The 21,379-nt window shown below is 54.8% G+C and carries 20 protein-coding genes and 1 tRNA gene; 14 read left to right on the top strand and 7 right to left on the bottom strand.

Annotated features, from left to right (window positions below; translation table 11 throughout):
• Positions 1-29 precede the first annotated feature (29 nt).
• Entirely contained in the window at positions 30-1,283 is a 1,254-nt protein-coding gene (tyrS, locus tag AB1E42_RS09295) for a tyrosine--tRNA ligase (RefSeq protein ID WP_368343969.1), read from the bottom strand.
• Here tyrS and AB1E42_RS09290 point away from each other — a divergent pair.
• Positions 1,282-2,259, top strand: coding sequence for a hypothetical protein (locus tag AB1E42_RS09290; protein WP_368343968.1), 978 nt, complete (start codon positions 1,282-1,284; stop codon positions 2,257-2,259). The two genes, tyrS and AB1E42_RS09290, sit on opposite strands and share 2 nt — an antisense overlap.
• On the opposite strand, the gene msrB is transcribed toward AB1E42_RS09290, so the two are convergent.
• A complete protein-coding gene (gene msrB / locus AB1E42_RS09285) occupies positions 2,256-2,651 on the bottom strand; it encodes a peptide-methionine (R)-S-oxide reductase MsrB (protein ID WP_368343967.1) in 396 nt (131 codons plus the stop codon). The genes AB1E42_RS09290 and msrB overlap by 4 nt on opposite strands.
• Positions 2,652-2,706: 55 nt before the next feature.
• On the opposite strand from msrB, the gene AB1E42_RS09280 reads away from it, so the two are divergent.
• The 5 genes from AB1E42_RS09280 to pgi all read left to right on the top strand — a co-directional run bounded on the left by AB1E42_RS09280 (position 2,707) and on the right by pgi (position 8,120).
• Entirely contained in the window at positions 2,707-3,471 is a 765-nt protein-coding gene (locus tag AB1E42_RS09280; protein WP_368343966.1) for a GNAT family N-acetyltransferase, read from the top strand.
• A 131-nt stretch (positions 3,472-3,602) separates the two neighbouring features.
• The gene (locus AB1E42_RS09275) at positions 3,603-4,187 is read left to right on the top strand and encodes an HNH endonuclease (protein ID WP_368343965.1); all 585 of its coding nucleotides are present in this window, start codon (positions 3,603-3,605) and stop codon (positions 4,185-4,187) included.
• A gap of 101 nt (positions 4,188-4,288) precedes the next feature.
• On the top strand, positions 4,289-5,740 hold the full coding sequence (gene zwf / locus AB1E42_RS09270) for a glucose-6-phosphate dehydrogenase (RefSeq protein ID WP_368343964.1): 1,452 nt from the start codon (positions 4,289-4,291) through the stop codon (positions 5,738-5,740).
• Positions 5,741-5,843: 103 nt separating this feature from the next.
• Positions 5,844-6,515 carry a 6-phosphogluconolactonase gene (gene pgl / locus AB1E42_RS09265; protein WP_368343963.1) on the top strand — a complete coding sequence of 224 codons (672 nt, stop codon included), beginning with the start codon at positions 5,844-5,846 and terminating at the stop codon, positions 6,513-6,515.
• 3 nt (positions 6,516-6,518) lie between these two features.
• Positions 6,519-8,120 carry a glucose-6-phosphate isomerase gene (gene pgi / locus AB1E42_RS09260; protein WP_368343962.1) on the top strand — a complete coding sequence of 534 codons (1,602 nt, stop codon included), beginning with the start codon at positions 6,519-6,521 and terminating at the stop codon, positions 8,118-8,120.
• Between the two features lie 71 nt (positions 8,121-8,191).
• Here pgi and AB1E42_RS09255 read toward each other — a convergent pair.
• The 3 genes from AB1E42_RS09255 to AB1E42_RS09245 all read right to left on the bottom strand — a co-directional run bounded on the left by AB1E42_RS09255 (position 8,192) and on the right by AB1E42_RS09245 (position 11,135).
• Positions 8,192-8,265 (bottom strand) — tRNA-Gly (locus AB1E42_RS09255).
• Between the two features lie 65 nt (positions 8,266-8,330).
• Positions 8,331-10,376: an ASKHA domain-containing protein gene (locus AB1E42_RS09250; protein ID WP_368343961.1), complete on the bottom strand. Its 2,046-nt coding sequence runs from the start codon at positions 10,374-10,376 to the stop codon at positions 8,331-8,333.
• Between the two features lie 90 nt (positions 10,377-10,466).
• Positions 10,467-11,135, bottom strand: coding sequence for a hypothetical protein (locus tag AB1E42_RS09245; RefSeq protein ID WP_368343960.1), 669 nt, complete (start codon positions 11,133-11,135; stop codon positions 10,467-10,469).
• Between the two features lie 96 nt (positions 11,136-11,231).
• Between AB1E42_RS09245 and AB1E42_RS09240 the strand changes: the two genes are divergently transcribed.
• Positions 11,232-13,046 (top strand): ABC-F family ATP-binding cassette domain-containing protein, encoded by a 1,815-nt coding sequence (locus tag AB1E42_RS09240; protein ID WP_368343959.1) that lies wholly within the window; start codon positions 11,232-11,234, stop codon positions 13,044-13,046.
• 29 nt (positions 13,047-13,075) lie between these two features.
• Here AB1E42_RS09240 and AB1E42_RS09235 read toward each other — a convergent pair whose 3' ends face one another.
• Both AB1E42_RS09235 and mazG read right to left on the bottom strand, forming a co-directional pair.
• Positions 13,076-14,080, bottom strand: a complete 1,005-nt coding sequence (locus tag AB1E42_RS09235; protein ID WP_368343958.1) for a Fe(3+) ABC transporter substrate-binding protein — start codon at positions 14,078-14,080, stop codon at positions 13,076-13,078.
• An 87-nt stretch (positions 14,081-14,167) separates the two neighbouring features.
• Positions 14,168-14,944 (bottom strand): nucleoside triphosphate pyrophosphohydrolase, encoded by a 777-nt coding sequence (gene mazG / locus AB1E42_RS09230; protein ID WP_368343957.1) that lies wholly within the window; start codon positions 14,942-14,944, stop codon positions 14,168-14,170.
• A gap of 111 nt (positions 14,945-15,055) precedes the next feature.
• Here mazG and AB1E42_RS09225 point away from each other — a divergent pair, with 111 nt between their 5' ends.
• The 7 genes from AB1E42_RS09225 (at position 15,056) to AB1E42_RS09195 (ending at position 21,375) form a co-directional block, all read left to right on the top strand.
• Positions 15,056-16,219: a M20 aminoacylase family protein gene (locus tag AB1E42_RS09225; protein ID WP_368343956.1), complete on the top strand. Its 1,164-nt coding sequence runs from the start codon at positions 15,056-15,058 to the stop codon at positions 16,217-16,219.
• A gap of 48 nt (positions 16,220-16,267) precedes the next feature.
• Entirely contained in the window at positions 16,268-17,233 is a 966-nt protein-coding gene (gene speB, locus AB1E42_RS09220) for an agmatinase (protein ID WP_368343955.1), read from the top strand.
• Positions 17,233-18,165 carry an agmatinase gene (speB, locus tag AB1E42_RS09215; RefSeq protein WP_368343954.1) on the top strand — a complete coding sequence of 311 codons (933 nt, stop codon included), beginning with the start codon at positions 17,233-17,235 and terminating at the stop codon, positions 18,163-18,165. The genes speB (AB1E42_RS09220) and speB (AB1E42_RS09215) overlap by 1 nt, the downstream gene beginning before the upstream one ends.
• Positions 18,166-18,227: 62 nt before the next feature.
• Complete coding sequence (locus AB1E42_RS09210; protein WP_368343953.1) at positions 18,228-18,677, top strand: DUF1499 domain-containing protein; 450 nt, start codon at positions 18,228-18,230, stop codon at positions 18,675-18,677.
• Between the two features lie 24 nt (positions 18,678-18,701).
• On the top strand, positions 18,702-19,757 hold the full coding sequence (gene prfA / locus AB1E42_RS09205; protein WP_368343952.1) for a peptide chain release factor 1: 1,056 nt from the start codon (positions 18,702-18,704) through the stop codon (positions 19,755-19,757).
• A complete protein-coding gene (prmC, locus tag AB1E42_RS09200) occupies positions 19,757-20,605 on the top strand; it encodes a peptide chain release factor N(5)-glutamine methyltransferase (protein ID WP_368343951.1) in 849 nt (282 codons plus the stop codon). Before prfA ends, prmC begins: the two co-directional genes overlap by 1 nt.
• 212 nt (positions 20,606-20,817) lie before the next feature.
• Complete coding sequence (locus tag AB1E42_RS09195; RefSeq protein ID WP_368343950.1) at positions 20,818-21,375, top strand: DUF4167 domain-containing protein; 558 nt, start codon at positions 20,818-20,820, stop codon at positions 21,373-21,375.
• The last annotated feature ends 4 nt before the right edge of the window (positions 21,376-21,379 follow it).

The raw sequence follows: 21,379 nt of genomic DNA, 5'->3' as shown, positions 1-21,379 counted from the left end.
GCAAACCTGCTTTATCGAAAAGGTTATGTTCAGTCCGCCAGAAAGACCACCGCGTGCCGTTTTTTCCCCGCTGAGAGTTTGAGTGACGATCGAATCTGATCGACAGTCAGCAACATGGCGGCATTTGAGATCAACTCATCATTCAGGCGCGCGCCGTTGTCGGCGATGAGACGCTTTGCCTCCTTGCCCGATGATGCAAGCCCAGATTTCACAAGCAACTGTACAATGGAAACACCATCGCCAACATCATTCGCTGCCAGTGTGAACGTTGGCAGTTCCTCGCCTACGCCGCCTTTTTCAAAAACCTCCTTAGCCGTTTTCATTGCTGCATGCGCAGCGTCGGCTCCATGAAGAAGGGTAGTCACTTCGTTGGCCAGAATGATCTTCGCTTCGTTGATTTCCGCGCCTTCCAAAGAACCCAGCCTGTTACACTCTTCGATGGGCAGTTCGGTGTAGAGCTTTAGGAATCTTTCGGTATCAGCGTCGGAGGTGTTCCTCCAGAATTGCCAGAATTCATACGGTGATTTCATAGATGCATTAAGCCAAACTGCACCATCTTGGGACTTGCCCATCTTTTTTCCGTCGGAGGTCGTCAACAGCGGTGATGTGAGGCCGTAGATTTCGTGATCAAGAACTCGGCGCGTAAGATCAATGCCGTTGACGATGTTACCCCACTGATCTGAGCCACCCATCTGGAGCAGGCACCCGTAACGGCGATTCAATTCAAGGAAATCATAGGCCTGTAGGATCATGTAATTGAATTCGAGGAAAGAAAGGGATTGCTCGCGGTCAATGCGCGACTTCACACTTTCAAACGATAGCATTCGATTAACGGAAAAGTGACGCCCAATATCGCGCAAGAAATCGAGATAGTTGAGCCCGTCGAGCCACTCAGCATTGTTGAGCAAGAGGGCGTCGGTTTCACCATTTCCAAAAGATATGTATGAATCGAAAACTTGCTTTATGCCGGCAATGTTACTGTCGATTTGTTCGGGGCCCAGCAGCGGCCGCTCATCGGCACGGAAAGACGGGTCTCCAACCTTAGTTGTTCCACCTCCCATCAGAACGATAGGTTTGTGACCGGTCTTTTGCAGCCATCTCAACATCATGATCTGAATGAGCGAACCAACATGAAGAGACTCAGCGGTCGCGTCAAAACCAATGTAGCCAGGGACTATTCCGCTAGACAATGCTTCGTCTAATGATTGGAAGTCCGTGCAGTCCGCAAGAAAGCCACGGCTGAGCATAACTTCCATAAAGTCTGATTTTGGTTTGTAGTTCATGGTAAATTCCACTCTTGCCGCCGGTGATACTCCGGAGCACTCTATAGAGGCGGAAAAAACAGAGGGAAAGTCACTGTTGAGCCGTTCGATGCAGAGAAGCCCTTTCGTTTCTGTCGGCGCGGTATGCGATCGAGAGAGAAAAGTAGTGCAGGGGATTTCGGTTCAGACTGATGGGCACGCAGTTTTCGCTATAGAGAATTTTGTAGAGATCAAGCTCGTTTCTGAGGTCGAGGGTGATCCAGTCGAGGTTGCATTTGCAAAGGTCGTTTCTTCTTTCGGAGGTGACCCTGCTTGTTTTGGCGTTGTTGGGCAAAACATCGCCGATACGCCAGAGATTCTGGCGGAACTCTCAGGAAAACCAATCCTACATGACTTTGACCAGAGCGATATTGATCTGGGCGGACAGGGTGGGGGTGCTTTCGATTTTCTGGCTTTTGCCCTCGCCAGTATGAACTCAAATCTGCCAGAAACCTTCGCTATCTTATTGGTCGGTGAAAGCCTGCGTTTGGTGATATGTGACTCGAGCGACAAGTCCATTCTGAAAGGAGGTTTGATTGCCTTCGACATTGGTGCTGGCTGGCGTGAGGGCGTATGGCAGGGGCCAACTGCGGAAATTTTCAAGATGAGAGAGCCGCCGAGACGTTACATCATCGAGAATGTGCGGAATCAGGCGCAGAAGGGGTGGGAGGATATCCTGAGAAATGAACTTGAAACCGCCTTTGAATTCGCTGGGTTGCGACCACAGAACGTTTTCGTTGCCGGGCCGGATGATCTGGTGTGCCGAGTCCTGTCCCTAATTGATTTGGCAACAACTGAGCGGCTCGGGTTGGTGCCGGCTAGTTACTCTGCTGCAGCAATTGCTTTTTGCGCGGCACGAAATTTCGTTTCACTTCCGACCAGTTGTCCTTACAACACAGGCGTAGCTGCGCCCGTGGGTGGAGCAAAGATCGCTCGTCCTTCGGCGTTGCGGCCTTAGCCTTCCTCTAGAAAACTCAGTGCGACCCCGTTTATACAATATCGTAAACCTGTTGGCGCCGGGCCGTCGGGGAACACATGCCCTAAATGTGCATCGCATCGATCGCAGTGTACTTCTGTTCGTTTCATAAACCAAGAACGGTCGACACTTTCGCCAACAGCGCTTTGGTCAATGGGCTGTGTGAACGATGGCCATCCCGTTCCACTTTCGAATTTATCCGCACTGCTAAAGAGTTTCTGGCCGCAGCACACACAGGCAAAGGTTCCAGCTGCTTTCGGGAAGTTATCATGTGTTCCCGCTCTTTCAGTCCCGTGTTTTCTGGTGACGCGAAACGCCAAATCTGAGAGTTGGGCGCGCCACTCATCATCAGTTTTTATGATTTTTTCGGTCATATTCTGGTAACCTACAAAAAGTTTGGTGACGTTCGGCGACGTATGGGGGAACAAGATGTTAGCCACTCGTCAACTACGAGATCCTATTTCGAAATTAGTGGTGAGGGCTGCGTCGTCAAGCTATGAGGCATATGAGGCGATTGCTTTTCGCTCTCAAACCTTTGGGCGCATGGCCTCCCCACCGGCGCATTCCGACGGTGACCAGTTTGACGGTGAGTTCGAGCATATTCTCATTCAAGATTCGCAAACTGGGGATTTGGTCGGCGTGGTTAGGGTCCGTTCCTATCGAAATCCGTGTGAAATCCTCTCAGGATACACCGGAAGTTTCTATGATTTAACGCCGCTCACGGTACATCACTCGTCTCTGATGGAGATGGGTAGGCTCTGCGTTCCCCAAAAGAAAATGGTTCCTGCTGTGGTGCGATTGCTTTGGGCATATTTGATAAGCCTGTCCCAAATTACAAACGCGAGCGCCATTTTTGGTTGTACGAGCTTTTTGGGGAATAATCCGTATCTCCACCAAGGTGCCCTTCGCTACTTGGCGAGAACTTCGGTCGGGCCGTCTGAAAGGGTGCCGATAGTGAAAGCAACTAATGTTGTGAAATTCGACGAACTTTTGGAGAGCAAATGCCATGACACCGCATCTTTAGCCCAAGTCCCACATTTGATGCGAAGTTATCTGGCAATGGGTGCTTGGGTAAGTGACCATGCTGTTGTGGATGATTTTTTGGATACCGTTCATGTTTTCACAGCCATCGAACTTGAGAACATTCCTGCAAACCGAATGCGTGTAATGCGAAATCTGCTTTCTGAATGCTGAGATTGAAAGTGTGACCATATATTGTGCTTGCTTGTTGGTGCCGTCAATATATCGTTACACTAGGCTAGTAGAGAGGCAGCATTCTGGTGCCAGAAGTTGATGAGAGGTCAAGGTAGGGAGATTGTCGCGGGATGAATATACAACATCACAGCGCCGACAAACTTGCGATTACTGCATCTTGTAAGAACCCAACTTTGGTTCTCAATGCTGACTATCGGCCATTATCGTATTACCCCTTATCGGTTTGGCCTTGGCAGGACGCGATCAAGGCCGTTTGGCGAGACAGGGTTACCACGGTTGCGGAATATGAAAGGGTTGTGAGAAGCCCGTCAACGACGATTAGGATACCCTCTGTTGTTGTCTTGAAAGACTATGTTCGCCCACAAAAGAGCGTTGCTTTCACGCGGTTCAATTTGTTTCTTCGTGACGAATTCAGTTGTCAGTACTGTGGGGCAAAAACTGATCTAACCTTTGATCATGTGATTCCTCGTTCCAAGGGTGGAGTGACCAGTTGGGAAAATGTTGTCGCGGCTTGTGCGGCGTGCAACCTTCGGAAAGGATCCAAGAATCTGAGGAGCTCAGGACTTAGATTGACGAAGCTACCTCGGCGCCCTGAAGCGGAGCAGCTCAGAAACCTTGGAAGAAAATTCCCACCCAATTATTTGCACGATAGCTGGTTGGACTTTTTGTACTGGGATACTGAGCTTCAGGAGTGAAACTCTTTTCGGCGCGCCCTAGACACTGCGAAGCAACCAAGTTATCACGCACTCGTTAGCGCTAACGCAATGGTGCTAGTGGAGATCATTGGAGAATTGTTATGGTTTCGCGTGTCATACCCGTCGATCCCTTTGACCTAGTTATTTTTGGCGGGACTGGCGATCTTGCTCGGCGAAAAATTATCCCTGGGTTGTTCCGCCGTTTTCTCTCCGGACAACTTCCGGCAGACAGTCGGATCATTGGCGCAGCCCGTTCCTCGATGGAACCAGCTGAGTACAAATCTCTATTAGAAGAAGCGATTAAAGAGTTTGGTGGCGACGAAAAGTCGGGGGCAGACGAACTGGCTGCGTTCCTCAATATGATTGATTACGTTGCGGTTGATGCGGTCGCGGGTGACGGCTGGGACCACCTCAAATCACTCATGCGGGACGGTGTCGTTCGTGCGTTTTACTTCTCGGTCGCTCCAAGTCTTTTTGGTGCGCTCGCTGATAAATTGCATGAATATGCTATTGCGACCTCTGAAAGTCGTATCGTCGTCGAAAAGCCCTTTGGGCATGATCTGCCCACAGCGCGTGCATTGAATGCAATCTTGGCGAAGCACTTTGATGAGCGCCAAATCTATCGCATTGATCACTATTTGGGAAAAGAGACAGTTCAAAACCTTATGGCCATACGGTTTGGCAATGTTCTGTTCGAGCCTCTGTGGAATAGCCACTATGTTGATCACATCCAAGTCACGGTCGCAGAAACCGTCGGCGTAGGTGGGCGCGGAAGCTATTATGACAATTCAGGTGCCATGCGTGATATGGTGCAGAACCACCTAATGCAGCTGCTCTGCCTGATCGCGATGGAGCCGCCGAACAAATTTGGTGCGGATGAAGTCAGAGATGAAAAGTTAAAAGTTATCCGTGCCTTACAGCCCGTTGATCCTCATCACATTGTCAGAGGGCAGTATGATGCCGGATCGGAGGGGCCGAGTTATCGTGAAGACGCTGAAAATGCGCGTTCCTTCACTGAAAGCTTCATCGCGATGAAGTGTCACATAAATAATTGGCGTTGGGCGGGTGTTCCATTCTACTTGAGAACTGGCAAGCGCCTTCGGTCCCGTTCCTCTGAAATTGCCGTCGTTTTCAAGGACTTGGGGCATTCGATCTTTGAGGGCGATGAGGCTCGTCATCGAAATATTTTATCGATCCGGCTTCAGCCAAATGAGGGCATTGACCTACAAATGACGATCAAAGAGCCTGGCCCAGGCGGCATGCGTTTGATCGATGTTCCATTGGACATGACGTTTGCCGATGCGCTCGGCGCGGATGTAGACGACGTACCCGATGCGTATGAGCGTCTGATCATGGACGTGATCCGAGGCAATCAAACGCTGTTTATGCGAGGGGATGAGGTCGAAGCTGCGTGGGAGTGGACTGATCCGATCATAAAAGGTTGGGAGATACGAAATGATGTTCCCAAGCTTTATGAAGCGGGGTCGGCGGGGCCTGAGGATTCTATGATGTTGATGCATCGAGACGGCCGAAAGTGGCGGGAAATTCGTTAAAGTTTCGGATTTTCGGCCATACACAACTGATGCACAATCGATGCACAACCCATGCATACGCGGATGTGCAAAGCGAAGCCTGAACAGGGGGGATGACACGCCAATGGAACTCATCGAATATGTCGACTCCGATATCATGATGGTTGATGTTGCGAACCGGATCGCGGGTGAATTGGAGCAGGCGCTGTTCCACGAAGATAGCATCACACTTGCCGTTCCTGGTGGAACGACTCCAGGTCCGATTTTTGATAGCCTTTGTGCCGCTGACCTCCCATGGGACCGCGTTAATGTTGTCCTTACGGACGAAAGATGGGTGCCCGAAGATTCGGACCGATCTAATACGCGTTTGATTCGCGAACGCTTGTTCACGGGGAGGGCGTCGGCGGCAACGTTGTTGCCGCTCTATCAGCAGGCTGATGCGCCAGAAGAAAAATTGAATGCTCTGGCAGAGGGGATTGCGCCGCATCTGCCGTTAAGCGTGTGTTTGCTTGGCATGGGCGATGACATGCATACGGCGTCGATCTTCCCAGAAGCCGACCGACTTAATGACGCCCTTTTTGGCGACGGCATCCTGTATCCCATGCGGGCACCTGGCGCGCCGGAGCCGAGGATTACCCTTTCGGCAAAGGTCTTGCAGGGCGCCCTTTCGTGCCATGTGGTCATTATAGGTGAGAAGAAGCGTGCAGCACTTGAAAAAGCGATCTCGCTTCCGCCGGAGGAGGCACCGATAGCCGCCGTGCTTGCTGATGCGGTGGTTCATTGGGCAGAGGTTTGAACGATGTGGAATGATCTAAAGCAACACTTTCAGGCGGTACAGGACCGCCGGTTTGAAACCCTTTTCGACGAGGCGAGGGCAGGATCGTTTTCCGTAAGCTGCGGCGATATGGTCTTTGATTATTCAAAGACCAATATTGATGCGGACGGGCGCGCCTTGTTGGTTGCGCTTCTCGATGCTGCGGACGTTGCAGCCAAGCGGGATGCGATGTTTCGGGGCGACCGGATCAATGTAACCGAGGATCGTGCAGTTTTGCATACGGCGCTGCGCAACCTTGATGGCGACGGCGTCGTTGTCTCGGGTGCTGATGTGATGCCAGAAGTGCTCGGAACGCTCGACCGGATGGAGAGGTTTGCCGAAGACGTTCGCTCGGGTGCATACACTGGCGCTGGCGGGAAAATCACTGATGTCGTGAATATCGGCATTGGAGGGTCCGATCTTGGCCCTGCGATGGCGGTGCGAGCGCTTTCGCCATTTCATGACGGACCGCGATGCCATTTCGTTTCGAATGTCGATCCGGCAGATATTGCGGAAGTTCTGCGCGGCTGTGACCCGACCACAACGATCGTCATCGTTGCGTCCAAGACCTTTACCACCATCGAAACCATGACAAACGCGCGTACCGCAAAGGCATGGATGGGGCAGAGCGTAGAAAATCCCGCGCAGCAGTTCGCAGCCCTTTCCACCGCGGGAGACAAAACGAGTGCGTTCGGTATCCCGGATGCGCATGTTTTCGGCTTCGAAGATTGGGTCGGAGGACGTTATTCCATGTGGGGTCCAATCGGGCTTAGCCTGATGATCGCTATTGGCTCCAATGCATTCAGGGCGTTCCTGCGCGGCGGACAGGCGATGGACCGACATTTCTGTTCGGCCAAGTGGGAAGAGAACATGCCTGCGATGCTGGCTTTGGTTGGTGTGTGGCACAATCAGATCTGCGGATACACGACCCGCGCCGTTCTGCCATATGATAATCGCCTAGCGCGGCTGCCGGCCTACCTTCAGCAGCTTGAAATGGAGAGTAATGGCAAGCGTGTGAGCATTGACGGTGCTGATCTGCCTGTCGATAGCGGACCTGTCGTATGGGGGGAACCTGGTACCAACGGGCAGCATGCGTTTTATCAGTTGATCCACCAAGGTACGCGCATCGTTCCGTGTGAGTTCATGGTTGCGGCGCGCGGACATGAGGATGATTTGCATCATCAGCATCAATTGCTTGTCGCGAATTGCTTGGCGCAGTCCGAAGCGCTCATGAAGGGACGCTCGCTAGATGAGGCAATGAAAATCGCTGGGCGGCTTGATTTTGAGGGCGGGGAGCAAGAGCGTCAGGCGCGGCATCGGGTGTTCCCTGGTAATCGCCCATCCACGACCTTGGCTTATCCGCAACTTGACCCTTTCACGCTGGGCCAGATCATTGCTCTTTATGAGCATCGGGTGTTTGTCGAGGGGGCCATCCTTGGCATCAATTCATACGACCAATGGGGCGTTGAGCTTGGTAAAGAGTTGGCGACAGCGCTTCAGCCCATCGTTGAAGGGCGCGAAAGTGCTGACGGCAAGGATGGCTCAACTGCTGGGCTGGTGCAGTTCCTTCGCACCCGAGGCCTATAGTCGCTTCGGATGACATAGACTGGTTTTTTGCGCACCGCGTGTAAGCGACGCTAGGTGGGTCTTAGGAAGAGTGGAGCGGGTAACGGGAATCGAACCCGTAACTTAAGCTTGGGAAGCTCGCGTGATACCTTTTCACCATACCCGCGTTCACCAATCTGACGTAGTCGCGGTGCGACGGGGCGTCAAGATTGAAACAGCGCCTAAGACAGCCTAGCCGCGCCGCCGACGCCTACGTCCACTTTCCTCTGATCCCCCCTTCTGCTGGTTGAAATTAACCTCGGGGAGGGTGGTCACTTCGCCCAAGTGCGGGAACGGATCGGTTGCATGTGGGATTGCGTTGGCATTGACAAAATGCTCCTGGAACTTCGGCTCAATAGCAGTTTCGACTTTGGTAATTTCGCGAACGGTTTTTTCGATGGCTTGGCGGGCTTCGACGGAGCACAACGCGATACGCGCGCCTGTTCCGGCCGCATTACCGGCTGAGGCCACTTTATCCAGTGGCGCGTCGGGGATCATACCGAGGACCATGGCATGTTTCGGCGAGATATGGGCGCCAAAGGCACCCGCTAAGACGACGCGATCGACGGTGTCCACGTCCATTTCATCCATAAGGAGGCGCGCACCAGCGTAGAGGGCAGATTTTGCCAGCTGGATGGCGCGAATGTCACTTTGGGTTACGCTAATGAGGGGGCCGCCGTCGGCGGTGCCGTCATGCAGCACAAAGGAGTGTGTGCGCCCTTCTGCGATACATCTGGAAGTGCCGACCTGTTCAGCGGAGCCGATCAGCCCTTTGGGGTCGAGGATGCCGGCGATACGCATTTCAGCGACGGCTTCGATGATGCCGGAGCCGCAGATGCCGGTGATGCCGGAACCTTTGGTTGCCTCCATGAAGCCGTCATCGTCGGACCAGAGGTCACAGCCAATTATGCGGAAACGCGGCTCCTTAGTTGCCGGATCAATTTCAACACGCTCGATGGCGCCGGGAGCGGCGCGCTGGCCGGAACTGATTTGAGCGCCCTCAAAGGCAGGGCCGGTCGGTGAGGAACATGCGAGAACGCGCTCTTTGTTGCCGAGAAGAATTTCGGCATTGGTACCGACATCGACGATCAGCACAAGGTCATCGGATTTACCTGGCTCCTCGGACAGCGCTACCGCGGCGGCATCGGCTCCGACATGGCCCGCGATACAGGGTAGGATGAACACGCGCGCGGAATCGTTCATTGAGGAGAGCCCCATCTCGCTCGCGCCGAGGCTGACGCTTTCCGAGGTTGCGAGGGCGAATGGCGCTTGCCCAAGCTCGACGGGATCAATCCCAAGGAGGAGGTGGTGCATCACAGGGTTGCAGACGAAGACCGCCTCCATGATCTGCGATGGCTCGATGTTGCCCTCGGCCGCAATTTCCGTGGTGAGCGTGTTGATCGCATCGCGGACGGCGTTGGTCATCTCAAGATCGCCACCTGGGTTCATCATGGAGTAGGAAACGCGGCTCATGAGGTCTTCGCCAAAGCGAATCTGGGGGTTCATCACGCCCGCTGAAGCGATGACCGTGCCGTTCCTGAGGTCGCAAAGATGTGCGGCAATGGTCGTTGAGCCAAGATCGATAGCAAGGCCGTAGATTCGTTCTTCATGGAAGCCGGGGTGGATGTCGAGGATCCTGTAGGCCGTATCACGGTGGCCTTTATTCAGGACGACTGTAGCGGTCCATCCACCTTTACGCAGAGCAGGTTGGAGCTTGCGCAAGATCGGGAGTGCCGCGCTGACATTCTCGATGTTCCATTGTTCCTTAAGGGCGCGGGCCACGCGCTCCAAGTCGCCGGTTGGCTCATGCATGTCCGGCTCTTGTACTTCGATGTAAAACAGCTTGGTCGCCGGATCCATTATCATCGCCCGAGTACTGGCAGCTTTGCGGACAACCTGCCGGTGAACTTGGCTTTCGGGCGGAACGTCTATCACCACGTCGCGTTGGACGGTGGCCTGACAACCGAGCCTGCGACCGGCTTTCAGGCCGCGAATGCGGTCGTATCTTTCTTCAACGGCGTTGAACGCGTTGAGTGCATCTTCATGGACCGTGACGCCGTGCTTGGGAAACTCGCCGAAAGAGGGCGTGATCTGGCATTTCGAACAGATACCGCGGCCACCGCAAACCGAGTCGAGATCGACACCAAGCTGCCGAGCTGCTGTAAGGATTGGTGTGCCTACAGGGAAGCGACCGCGCTTGCCGGAGGGAGTGAAGATGACGAGTGGATCAGTGCTCATTACAACGCCTCAATCAATTTCTGAGCGGAATGTAACAGGGAAGATCATTAGGGAAAGGCGACATGCGTCATAAAAGAGTCAAATCGCGGACTAATTCAGAATCTCGACCCCTAAGAGCCAGACCGATAACGGCACCGGCGCAACGGCCAGCGCAACCGTGAGTGCGGTAAAGGGAATACTAAATCTGCGGCTCAAACCTGATGCGAGCATGATGCCACCGCCGCCACCGAGAACCACATTGCCGGGGATGTTGAGAAGTGCCGCCAACGTAAGGTAGCGCCATTTGGTAATGAATGGCCGCAGCCAATTCGGAACGCGCGCGTGCAGTTCTGATTCTTGGGCGTCCGGACCACGCTGTGCGAGGTTTTCGATCAAATCAGCTGCCCGTCTCAGGCCAAGCTCACTTAAAAAATTCGAGAACCAAATCAGGGGCATATAACGGCCCACAAAATAGGCAAGCAACAGGCCGGAAACGGTTGATAGATAGATGAAAGGAGCGATCTCTGCGCCCCGAAGGACGAGTAGGGAAATGCCCAGCTCTATCCCCGGAACGAAAGGGGTGGCCATCAAGATCGCGTAGGCGATCAGCGCGATAATCATCATGCTGAACATTGCCAATGCTGCCTGATCGCTTTCAAGTTTTGAAATCTGCGCCATGGCCCAGTCGATCGCGATATGAATGGCGAAGCCGACCGCCGCAAGCGTTGCCAATTTGGTGGCGATGTTGGCCCAGTTAATGAGTTTACGGCGCGGGTTCATCTGACGACAATCGCAGCAGCAAGCCCGAGTGCCAAATTAATTCTGCGAGGTCGACAAAGCATTGATCTTTCTGTGGATGGCGAATAGCCCAGCATTATGGCGCGCGCACCTCTACTCCAGATCACCGATATATCCCTCACATTCGGGGGTAATCCTGTATTCGACACGCTGAGCCTCGTTGTTCAGTCCGGGGATCGGGTGGCACTGGTTGGCCGGAACGGTTCGGGGAAGTCCACATTGCTCAAAGTCCTCGGTGGAATCGTTGAGCCCGATTCAGGGCAACGGGTACTCTCTCCCGGGGTCGCGGTGGGCTACATGGAGCAAGAGCCGACGATGGAGGGTTGCGCGACCTTGGGAGACTTTGCGCTGAGCGGCCTCACTGAAGCAGATGCTTATCGGGTGGAGATGGTCGCACAGGGGCTGAAGTTTGATCCTGAACGCGATGTTGCGACCGCATCGGGGGGCGAGCGTCGGCGTGCCGCGCTTGCCAAACTGATGGCCGAGACACCTGATTTGATGTTGCTTGATGAGCCGACCAACCATCTCGATATCGAGGCGATCAAGTGGCTTGAGGCTGAACTTTCGCGCACCTCGTCGGCCTATGTTCTGATCTCTCATGACAGGACATTTTTGCGCAATCTGACGCGAGCTACCTTGTGGATAGACCGTGGTGAGGTGCGCCGTCAGGAAACCGGCTTCGAAGGGTTCGAGGCGTGGCGCGACAAGATCTGGGAAGAGGAAGATCAAGCCCGCCACAAATTGAACCGAAAAATCAAAGCCGAAGCGCGCTGGGCGGTTGAGGGGATCAGTGCGCGGCGAAAGCGTAATATGGGGCGGGTGCGGGCACTACAAGATTTGCGCGCAGAGCGGGCAGCGCAAATCAGGCGCCAAGGCGCGGCGGCGCTGTCACTTGAGAGCGGTCCAGCATCGGGAAAGAAGGTCATCGAGGCGAAAGATGTCTCGAAGGCATTTGGCGATCGCGTGCTGGTGCGCGCTTTTGATCTGACGGTGCAGCGGAAGGATCGCATTGCATTTGTCGGGCCGAATGGCGTTGGAAAGACAACGTTGATCAAGGTTTTGCTTGGGGAAATGCCACCTGATCAGGGAACAATCCGACACGGAACCAATCTGAAAGTAGCGGTCTTTGATCAAGCCCGTGCGCAACTTAACCCTGAGATGAGCCTCTGGGAAAGCCTCACCGGCGACCCCGACATGCGGGTTGGAGGACGCGCTGATCAGGTCATGGTGCGAGGCGAGCCGCGTCATGTCGTTGGCTACCTCAAGGACTTCCTTTTCGATGAGGCGCAGGCCCGCGCGCCGGTGCGCTCGCTTTCGGGTGGGGAAAAAGCGCGGCTCTTGCTTGCAAAGTTGATGGCGAAGTCATCGAACCTGCTGGTGTTAGACGAGCCGACGAACGATCTCGATATCGAGACGCTGGACCTTTTGCAGGAAATTCTCGACGATTACGATGGAACTGTGCTCTTGGTGAGCCACGACCGTGATTTTCTCGACAGGGTGGCGACGACGACCGTGGCGATGGAGGGGAATGGCCGTGCGGTGATTTATGCTGGCGGTTGGTCGGATTATCAGGCGCAGCGCGGTGAGATACCGACCGCTGCAAAGGCTGAGAAGGTCAAAACGGAGAAGCAGCGCAAAGAGCGTGCGCCGGAAAAGCTGCAACCGGCTGGTCTGAGTTTCACCGAGAAGCACCGCCTCGCCGAGCTGCCGCAAGTCATGGATAGGCTATCGGCCGAAATCGCGAAGCTTGAAGAGCTATTGGCCGATCCGGACCTTTATGCGGCAAATCCAGTGAAGTTCCAGAAGGCGACCGAAGCACTCACTGAGCGGCAGGCTAAGCTCGCGGATGCTGAGGATGAATGGCTTGTTTTGGAGGAAAAAGCGGGCAACTGATCTGCCCGCTTTTATTTTAAATCAATGATTTAGCCGTCGAAGTTCACTTCTTCCATAACGCGAAGGGCGTTCGGACGTTCGGACGCAATTGCGGAGAGGTCGGTCGTGTCGGCTTCGAAGCTACCCCAAGCAGCGACCAGCTCAGACACTGCTGCACCCTCTAACACGGGGTATTCGTTGTTCAGTTCTGCATAGATCGCTTGCGCGGCGGGTGAGACAAGGAATTCCATCAATTCTAGCGCTTCGTCGCGGTTCGGGGCGGCCTTCGTCATCGCGGCGCCTGATACGTTGACGTGCGTGCCGCCGTTTTCGAAGGTCGGGAAGATAATGCGAACGCTGTCCGCCCAAGCGCGTTGGTCTTCGTTCCCGAGCATCAGCCCCATGTAATAGGTGTTGCCAAGGCTGATATCGCATTCGCCGGCCCAAATCGCTTTGACCTGAGCGCGGTCGTTACCTTCGGGTTTGCGGGCGAGGTTTTCTCTGACGCCTGCTGCCCAGTCGCGGGCATAGTCTTCGCCATGGTGGGCAATCATCGCTGAGGTGAGCGCGAGATTGTAATTATGAAGGCCGGAGCGGGTGCAGATGCGTCCTTCCCATTTGTCGGATGCGAGGTCTTCGTAGGTCGTTACTTCACCATCGGCGACACGCTCCTTGGAGGCGTAGACGATTCGGGCGCGGGTTGTCAGGCCGAACCAGAGGTTTTCGTCTGAACGCAGTTCGGTAGGGATGGCGGCGCTGAGAACGTCGCTGTCAACTGGCTGGACGACATCGGCGTCAACGATTTGCTTCAGGTTTGCGATGTCGACGGTCATCACGAGATCGGCAGGGGAGCGCCGGCCCTCGGCCTTCAAGCGCTCAACGATTCCGTCTTCGACATAGGCGAGATTCACGCTGATGCCGGTAGATTCGGTGAACGCGTCCATGACAGGTTGGATCAGCTCGGGCTGGCGGGCGGTGTAGATATTCACATCCGCGATAGCCGGTGCGGCGACGATTGTTGCAGCAGAAGCAAGGAAGAGGGTGCGCATGCTCATTGTAAACTCCATTGGTTTGATGGAGTTCGATAAATCTGACTTTTTTAGTCAGGTCAATACCTGATTTTTTTTATCGGAAAAGAATCTCTAACTTTTTTCCTGAAGTTTCACCGCGTCCCAGAGGGCGTCCATTTCCTCTAAAGAGCTGTGTTCGGGGCGCTTTCCGCGTTCTGAAAGCGCGTCTTCGACAGCCGCGAAACGGCGGGTGAATTTCGCGTTTGCTGATCTCAACGCGGCTTCCGGATCAATTTTCAGATGGCGGGCAAGGTTGGCAACCACGAAGAGCAGATCGCCGAATTCCTCCTCGATGGCGTCTTGGCCTATGTGCGCGCGCGCTTCGACCAGTTCCTCGGCTTCTTCGATGATCTTTGCGATAACTTGATCGGTAGACGGCCAGTCGAACCCAACGCGCGCGGCGCGTTTTTGCAGTTTAACGGCGCGCATCAACGCGGGCAGGCCAAGGGCAACGCCGTCTAAGGTGCGATTTTCCGCTTTCGCTGCGCGCTCTTGGGCCTTGATCTGCTCCCAGTCCCGGGTTTGTTGCTCTGGAGATTTTTCGCGGCTCTCGTTGCCAAAGACATGGGGATGACGCGCCACCATTTTATCGGACATGCCGTCTGCGATATCGTTGAACGAAAACAGTCCCTTTTCTTCTGCCATCTGGGCATGAAAGACCGATTGAAAGAGCAGATCACCCAGCTCGGAACGAAGTTCGTCCCATGACTGGCGCTCGATCGCATCTGCAACCTCGTAGGCTTCTTCGATCGTGTAGGGCGCTACGGTGGAGAAATCCTGCTCGATATCCCAAGGGCAGCCGCTTTCCGGATCGCGTAAGCGCCGCATGATCTCCAACAATCGCGGCATTCCTCCGTTGGGATTGTGAACGATTTTGTCTGAAGCTGCTCGATCCATTGCGTCTATCCGGTGTTTGCGATTTTGTGTGAGCGTATTGTGTCAGTGACGGAAGGCCAACCCATGGCGATCATCAATCGAATTGCCGAATTCGCAGACGATATGAAAGGGTGGAGGCGCTATCTCCATCAACATCCGGAACTGAGCCTGGACTGCCACGAAACGGCGAAATTCGTCAAAGAGCGGCTCGAAGAATTTGGCGTTGTTGAAATTTTCACAGGGATCGCCGAGAGCGGTGTTGTAGCCATCATTAACGGCAAAGGGTACGGGCCAACAATCGGACTCAGGGCCGATATGGACGCGCTCCCGATGGATGAAGAAACCGGCGCGGAGTGGAGTTCGCAGGTTGAAGGGCGGATGCATGCTTGCGGGCACGATGGTCATACGACGATGCTGCTTGGCGCTGCGCGATACCTTTCAGAAACAAGGAATTTTGCCGGCAGGGTGGCTTTGATTTTCCAGCCCGCCGAGGAAACAATTGGCGGTGCGCAGATCATGGTCGAAGAAGGAATCATGGAGCGTTTTGACATTTCCGAGGTTTATGCGCTGCATACCGATCCGTTTGCTGAGGCGGGGAATTTGGAAACCCGCGTTGGCCCGCTTATGGCAGCCGTTGACGATTTTGATGTGCGAATTTCAGGCGTCGGTGGGCACGCGGCCTATCCGGAGGAATGCGTCGACCCGATTGTTGCCGCGACTGCGATGGTGACTGCTTTGCAGAGTGTTGTAAGCCGGAATGCGTCTGCGCTGGATCAGCTTGTGATCTCTGTCACGAAGATTCATGCAGGAAGCGCGAATAATGTTATTCCCGATGAGGCGACGTTGGGCGGCACTGTGCGGACATTCTCGCCAGAAATGAGAGATTTAGCTGAGAAGCGCATCCGCGAAATCGTCGAAGGTATTGAGAAGACTTTTGGCGTGACCTGTAAGCTCGATTTTGAACGCAACTATCCGGCCACGGTGAACCATGCGGCTCAGGTCGAAAAAGCTGCAAAGGTGGCAGTGGAGATTGTTGGAGAAAACCGTGTTCGCACGGATATTCGCCCCGAAATGGGCGCGGAAGATTTCTCCTACATGCTTGAAGCGCGGCCCGGTGCGTATTTGTTCCTCGGTCAGGGGATTGGGCCGTCATGCCACCATCCAAAGTTTGATTTCAACGACGAGGTAGCACCAATCGGGGCGTCTTTCTTCGCGCGGTTGGTCGAGAGACTGCAACCTCCTGCTTGACGTCTTCAGGCGATGTCGTAAATTTGATCAAATTTTTGGAGATGAGATATGGCGCTCGAGGATGCTTCGCGGCAAATAGATGACGCTTTTACGCGCAAAGATGCGAAGGGGCTGAGTTACGAAAACGTGTTTGGAGGGGCGCCATCGTTCCTCCGCCGCCGGTATAGTAAAGAGTTGGCAGGGGTTGATCTGGTGGTAACGGGTATCCCTTTTGATCAGGCGGTCACTAATCGCCCGGGCACACGCTTTGGCCCGCGGGCTATTAGGGAAGCTTCCGCGTTACTTCCCTGCGACCCGCCTTTTGGCTGGGGTTTTGACCCTATGAGCGAATTTGCCATCACCGATTATGGAGATATGGCCTTTGACTACGCGAAGGTCAGCGAGGTGCCACGCCTTATCGAGCAGCATATCGGCGGCATTCTCGCTGCGGGTGTCGGTACGGTGACACTCGGTGGAGATCATTCCATCACGCTGCCAATCCTGCGGGCCTACGCCGAGAAATTTGGCCCAATCGCCGTCATCCAGTTTGATGCGCATTCTGATCTTTGGCCCGACGATGACCCCGAGCGCATTGATCACGGAACGTTCATGTACAAAGCGGTGAAGCAGGGGATTGTTGATACGGAACATTCGCTTCAGATCGGTATCAGAACTGAATGTGCTGATTATTGCGGTATGCCCTATATTGACGCCCGCAGCGCGCACGAGAAAGGAGCACTGTGGGTTGCTGAGCAGGTCAAGGCGCGGGTCGGGGACCGGCCATGTTATATCACGTTTGATATTGATGCTTTGGATCCCGCATTTGCCCCGGGGACGGGCACGCCGGTTTGGGGTGGTTTGGCAAGCTGGCAGGCCGCGGCCATCTTGCGCGACCTTGCAGGAATTAATCTCGTCGGCGGTGACATTGTTGAAGTGTCGCCTCCTTTTGATACGACGGGTGCGACGGCGATTGCGGGTGCGCATATTGCGCTGGACCTGTGCTGCCTCGCGCTTTGGAACCGAAAGGCGACGTGATGTTCAATCAACCGCTCGGCGGCAACGAGATGCCGCGCTTTGGTGGGCCGAACACTTTCATGCGGCTGCCCGCCAGCGAAGATCTAGATGCGCTGGATGTCGCCTTTCTGGGTGTTCCGATGGATATCGGTGCATCATGGCGGTCGGGGACACGGTTCGGGCCAAAAGCGATCCGCGCCGAGAGCGCGATGATCCGACCCTATAATATGGGTACAGGCGCGGCGCCTTTTGATGCGCTGAATTGCGGTGATATTGGGGATGTCGCGATCAATACATTTGATCTCAAGGATAGCGTCCTGCGGATTGAGACACATCTTTCTCGCGTGTTCGGGGCAGGTGTGAAGCCAATGACGATGGGCGGCGATCACACGTTGACGCTGCCCGTTTTGCGGGCGGCAGCGGCAAAGCATGGACCTGTCGCCTTAGTGCACGTTGACGCGCACGCGGATATCAACGACCGGATGTTTGGTGAAACCATCGCGCACGGGACCCCTTTTCGCCGCGCCTATGAAGAGGGCCTGCTGCAACCTGAGCATGTTTGGCAGATTGGCCTCAGGGGGACCGGCTATTCAGCGCAGGATTTTGACGAAGCGCTTGGGTGGGGCTTCAATGTTGTGACCTGCGATACGATTTGGCAGCAATCTTTGCGCCCCCTCGCTGAACAGATCCGTAACAGCTTGGGTGATCGCCCAGTATATCTGAGTTTTGATATTGATAGCCTCGATCCAGCCTATGCGCCTGGCACTGGAACGCCGGAAATTGCTGGTCTAACGCCCCCACAGGCCCTGCAGCTGATCAGAGGTTTGCGCGGCGTTAATCTCGTTGGTTGTGACTTGGTGGAGGTATCGCCGCCATATGATCCGAGTGGCAATACGGCGCTGACGGCAGCAAATCTGCTCTATGAAATGTTATGCGTTTTGCCGGGGGTTTGAACTCGCTCGACTTTGCCCATTTGGAGGCTACCTTCCGCCCAAACGTAGGTTGAGGGCGAAGAATGAAGCTGTTTTTGGTATTGCTGTTTTTATCGGCGGCGCTGTTCTTGGCCTATGTGCGGCTGGCCCCAAGCGATCCGGCGCGCTGGCACATTGACCCGTCGACTGCGAATGATCCCGGCGGTGCTGGTTACCTGCTCAACCCTGGCCCGACGTTTGCGCTGGAACCTGCTGAATTGCTTGAGAGAATTGACGTGATTGCCATGCAGTGGCCGAGAACACGTCAATTGGCCGGAAGTGCTGACGAGGGGCGTATCACCTATGTAACGCGGACGAAGTGGATCGGCTTTCCCGATTATACCACCGTTGCCGTTGAGCTAAGAAATGGCGGAAGCGCGCCCGTTATTTTGGCGCGATTGCGGTTTGGTGGAGGGGACCTCGGGGTTAACAAGCGGCGTGTTGATGCGTGGATTACCCAGCTGGTGAGTGATGTGCAGCCTCTTGACCAATAGGTCCGTATAGGGGAATGGAAATGCATGATACCTGCCGAGAAGCTTGAACAAATTGTCCAGCGATTCCAGTTTTTGGAAGCGAAACTATCAACCTCTTTGAGTGGCTCGGAAATCGCCGATGTCAGCCGGGAATATGCCGAGTTGAAACCGGTTGTTGAAACGGTGATGGGTTATCGCCGGATCGTTTCTGATATTGCTGATGCTGAGGCCATGATGGATGATCCGGAAATGCGTGCTTTGGCGCAGGAGGAGCTGCCATCATTGCGCGAAGATCTTGAGGCGGCCGAAAATGAGGTGCGGCTTGCGCTTCTGCCGAAAGATGCCGCTGATAACCGCCCCGCTTTGATTGAAATTCGGCCGGGGACCGGCGGTGAAGAAGCTGCACTGTTCGCGGGGGATTTGCTGCGTATGTACCAGCGGTATTCGGAAGCGAACGGTTGGAAGTTTGAAATCCTCGAAGAACAGGCGACCGAGCTCGGAGGCATCAAGGAAGTTGTTGTGCGTGTCGCAGGGACCGGCGTGTTTGCCCGCCTGAAATACGAAAGTGGTGTGCATCGGGTGCAGCGCGTTCCTGCGACGGAAAGCGGTGGGCGTGTTCACACATCGGCCGCCACGGTGGCGGTTTTACCAGAAGCCGAAGATGTTGATATCGCGATTGATCCAAGTGAGATCCGCGTCGATACGATGCGCGCGTCCGGTGCTGGTGGGCAGCATGTCAACACCACCGACTCAGCGGTACGCATTACGCATATCCCGACGGGCATCGTGGTGACGAGCTCGGAAAAATCCCAGCATCGCAATCGTGAGATTGCCATGCAGGTCTTGAAGACGCGGCTCTATGACATGGAGCGACAACGCGCGCATGACGAGCGTTCTGCGGACCGGAAGATGCAAGTTGGGAGCGGGGATCGCAGCGAACGTATTCGCACATATAACTTTCCCCAGGGACGCCTGACGGATCACCGCATCAACCTTACGCTTTATAAGCTGGATCAGGTTATGCAGGGCGATCTGGATGACATTATTGATGCGCTAACCGAGGACGCGCAAGCGACGCTTCTGGCCGAGATGGAAGGCTAATGCCTCGGACAGGCACGCAGTTACTGGTTGAAGCGGTCCAACAATTGAAGGGCGTAGGTATTGATGATCCGGCGCGGGATGCACGGCGCCTTTTGTCGTATGCTTTGGGCGTTGAGGCAGGAAGGCTGACGCTTTGTTTGCCTGCCCCCGTCTCCGAGGAGGCGAAAGATCGTTTTACTAATGCAATAGCGCGGCGTGTTAATCGGGAGCCAGTAAGCCATATCATCGGGTCGCGCAGTTTTTATGGCCGCGATTTTCTCGTTAGCAAAGATGTTCTTGATCCACGGCCGGAAACTGAGATTCTGGTCGAGATTGCGCTCCAGAAACGCTTTCGTCGAGTATTGGATTTGGGCACAGGTTCAGGATGTATATTGGTGAGCCTTTTGTGCGAAATGCCTGAGGCGCGTGGCGTTGGGGCTGATATCTCGCCTGAGGCTTGCATGATCGCAGGCAAAAATGCCCACCGCCATGGTGTGGCAGAGCGTGCAGAAATTCTGGTAAGCGACTGGACCGCTAATATTGCAGGCCATTTTGACCTCGTCGTTTCCAACCCGCCATATATTGCATTGGCCGAGATGAGCGGGCTTGCGCCCGAGGTGCGCGACTGGGAGCCATACCATGCGCTAACCGATGGCGGTGACGGCTTGGGAGCTTATCGGGCAATTTGCGAAATGGTGCCGCCGCTTTTGATGCCAGGCGGCCGCCTGATGCTGGAGGTCGGTCACACTCAGGGCAGGGCGGTTGCCGAGCTGCTGGACTTCGTCGGATTTGAGAACGTCAGTATTATCCCCGATCTGGATAGCAAAGATCGCGTCGTTGTTGGCGAAATGCCGGCAAATGATGGGTAAATTGCTTCAATTATCGAAAAAATCGCGCTGAAAACGCTGCTGCTGGGCAATTTGCGCTTGCTCACCTGTTTCTTACATGATTAGTCATGTCTACCGCTTGGTGAGGGCAACCTCCCACGGTGCGTCGCCAAGAGAACTTAGTCTATCAGTGTACGCAGGAGCGTACAGGGACCTCAGCGCAACTGAATCACAGGCCGAACGAAAGCACTTTCATGAGATCATCCAAGTCACGTTCGCGGGGCAAGAACCGCAACAATCGCCCGTCTGGTGGTAACATCATAAATCGGGTCTTTGATAGTTCCGGCCCGGACGGGAAAGTGCGCGGTACGCCGCAGCAAATTATCGACAAGTACAACCAATTGCATCGCGACGCTCAGCTTTCTGGCGACCGTGTCGCCGCCGAGAACTTTGCTCAGCATGCCGAACATTACCTGCGCATGTTGGCAGAGGCTCAGCGCGAGATGGATAAGGCCCGCGAAGAGCAGGAAGAAGAGAACCGCCGCCGTCAGGCCGAACGCGATCGCGAACGGGCCGAACGCCTTAAGGCGCAGGAAGCCGTTGCAAACGGTTCGGAAGGCACATCACAACAGCCCGCGGACCAGCAGAATGCCGAGCCGGAGAACGGCGACAGCACGTTGGTGGAAACACCAGAAAGCCAACCTAAGCCAAAAAAGCCGCGCGCTCGGAAGCCGCGTGCGCCTAAGAGTGAATCCTCATCTCAAGACGGGCCAGAGGTTGCACCGGCTGAGGAACCGCAAGCTTCAGAATAGTCTA

Origin of the sequence: Pelagovum sp. HNIBRBA483 (assembly GCF_040931995.1) — a bacterium.
Lineage (GTDB): Bacteria > Pseudomonadota > Alphaproteobacteria > Rhodobacterales > Rhodobacteraceae > JAEPMR01.
This window is presented reverse-complemented; position numbering and strand designations above follow the sequence as displayed.